The 2,429-nt window shown below is 71.1% G+C and carries 2 protein-coding genes; one reads left to right on the top strand and one right to left on the bottom strand.

Annotated elements, in window-relative coordinates; all coding sequences use genetic code 11:
- Positions 1 to 39: 39 nt before the first annotated feature.
- Complete coding sequence (gene sucB / locus ACFXGJ_RS24295) at positions 40 to 1,782, bottom strand: 2-oxoglutarate dehydrogenase, E2 component, dihydrolipoamide succinyltransferase (RefSeq protein WP_378625826.1); 1,743 nt, start codon at positions 1,780 to 1,782, stop codon at positions 40 to 42.
- 275 nt (positions 1,783 to 2,057) lie between these two features.
- On the opposite strand from sucB, the gene ACFXGJ_RS24290 reads away from it, so the two are divergent.
- Complete coding sequence (locus ACFXGJ_RS24290; protein ID WP_378625825.1) at positions 2,058 to 2,396, top strand: oxidoreductase; 339 nt, start codon at positions 2,058 to 2,060, stop codon at positions 2,394 to 2,396.
- The last annotated feature ends 33 nt before the right edge of the window (positions 2,397 to 2,429 follow it).

Genomic DNA, 2,429 nt, shown 5'->3' with positions numbered 1-2,429 from the left:
CATCGTGACCGATGGTGCCCCCGAGGGACGTGCTGTGACCTACAGCCCGAGCTCGGCCTCGAAGGCCGCTTCCTCGAGCCGCTGCTTGATCGTGGTGAGGAACCGACCTGCGTCGGCGCCGTCGATCAGGCGGTGGTCGTAGGTGAGCGGCAGGTAGCACATCGAGCGGACGCCGATGGACTCGTTGCCGTTCTCGTCGGTGATCACCATGGGGCGCTTGACGATTGCGCCGGTACCGAGCATGGCGGCCTGCGGCGGCACCAGGATCGGGGTGTCGAACAGCGCGCCCTGGCTGCCGATGTTGGTGATGGTGAACGTGCCGCCGGACAGCTCGTCGGGCTTGAGGCCGCCGGAGCGGGCGCGCTTGGCGATGTCCGCGATCGCGCGGGCAAGGCCGGCCAGCGACAGGTTGCCCGCGTTGTGGATCACGGGGGAGAGCAGACCCTGCTCGGTGTCCACGGCGATGCCCAGGTGCTCGGCCGCGTGGTAGGTGATCTCCTTGGCGTCCTCGTTGTAGCTCGCGTTGACGTTCGGGTGGGCCCCGAGCGCCTCGACGACGGCCTTCGCGAAGAACGGCAGGAAGGTCAGGTTCACGCCCTCGCGCTCGGCGAACCCGGCCTTGGCCTGGGTGCGCAGGGCTGCGATCTTGGTGACGTCGACCTCGAAGGTCTGGGTCAGCTGCGCGGTGGTCTGCAGCGACTCCCGGGTCTTGACCGCCGTGATCTGGCGGATCCGGTTGACCTTCTGGGTGGTGCCGCGCAGGTTCGCGAGCTCCGGCCGTACGCCGGCGGCGGGGGCCGTCGGGGCAGCCGTGGCTGCGGCCGCGGGAGCGGCAGCCGGCGCCTTCTTGGCCTCGGCGGCGGCGAGCACGTCCTGCTTGCGGATGCGGCCGCCGACACCGGTGCCGGTGACGGTCGCCAGGTCGACGTTGTTCTCGCCGGCCAGCTTGCGGACGAGCGGGGTCACGTACGCGCCGGTGTCGCCGCCGGCCGACGGAGCCGGAGCGGCCGCAGCGGGAGCCGGAGCTGCCGGGGCGGGTGCCGGTGCGGCGGGGGCCGGAGCCGGTGCGGGCGGCGGGGTCGCGGCCACGGGCGCGGGCGGAGCCGGAGCGGGCGCAGGAGCTGCGGGCGCCGGTGCCGCGGCGGCCGGGGTGCCCGAACCGATCACGGCCAGCTGTCCGCCGACGTCGACCGTGTCGTCTTCCTGTGCGCTGATCTCGAGCAGGATGCCGGCGACGGGGGACGGGATCTCGGTGTCGACCTTGTCGGTGGAGACCTCGAGCAGCGGCTCGTCTACCGCGACCTCGTCGCCGACGGCCTTGAGCCAGCGGGTGACGGTGCCCTCGGTGACGGACTCGCCGAGCTCGGGCATCGTGACCGAGGTCCCGGAGGCGGGCCCGGCGGCCGGTGCCGGTGCGGCTGCGGCCGGCGCGGGCGCCGGGGCAGCGGCGGCGGGTGCGGGCGCCGGGGCAGCGGCGGCGGGTGCCGGGGCAGCGGGTGCGGGCTCTGCGGCGGGCGCCGGGGCCGCGGGTGCGGGGGCCTCGTCAGCGGAACCGATGATGCCGAGCTCTCCGCCGATCTCGACGGTGTCGTCCTCCTGGGCCACGATCTTGGTCAGGACACCGGCGGCGGGGGACGGGATCTCCGTGTCGACCTTGTCGGTGGAGACTTCGAGCAACGGCTCGTCTACCGCGACCGTGTCGCCCTCCTGCTTGAGCCACCTGGTGACGGTTCCCTCGGTGACGCTCTCACCGAGAGCCGGCATCTGGACGGAGAAGGCCATGCTTTTGACTCCTCGACAGTTGTGTTCGGGTTGTTGAGTTTGTCGACTTGTGGTCGAAATTCATTGTGCAGTAGTGCAGGTGTCACGGGGCGCGATGCGGTCTGGAAACACCCGACCGGGTCGGCTCGCGGCGATGCCCGCTCATCTTTCCATTGTTCGCTTCGGGGGGTCCGATGAGGGGCTGGTCACAGGATCCTCATTCCGCTCACAGCAACGGCTGGCAAACTCGAAACTGAGATCCGAAACGGACATCGACCCCGGTGAGGAGGCGAGACGTGGGACTGCTCGACATGTTCACGAAGGCGAGCCGCGGTGAACGGCACCGCGGCCGGTTCGACGCGGACGCCCAGTACCTGGCGAACTGGGTGCACTCACACGTCGGTGTCGAGGCGTACGTCGAGCCGCAGACCACCGTCACGCCCATGACGGTCGTCCTGATCGCGAACGACGGCGAATGGACCCGTCGCGCGGTCGGCGGCGAGCGCGGCGCCAGAAGACTCGGCGAGGACCTGGGCATTCCGGTCTACGACGTGCGCAAGACCGGCTATCCGCAGCGGATGCGGGACCACGACGCGCGGCAGAAGATCCTGCGCAAGCGCGCCCGCGAGGCCTGAGGCTCCGCCCCCGTGCGCGATCGGTACCCCGAT

The organism is Rhodococcus sp. NPDC059234 (assembly GCF_042754225.1).
In the GTDB taxonomy this organism is placed as follows: domain Bacteria; phylum Actinomycetota; class Actinomycetes; order Mycobacteriales; family Mycobacteriaceae; genus Rhodococcus_G.
This window is presented reverse-complemented; position numbering and strand designations above follow the sequence as displayed.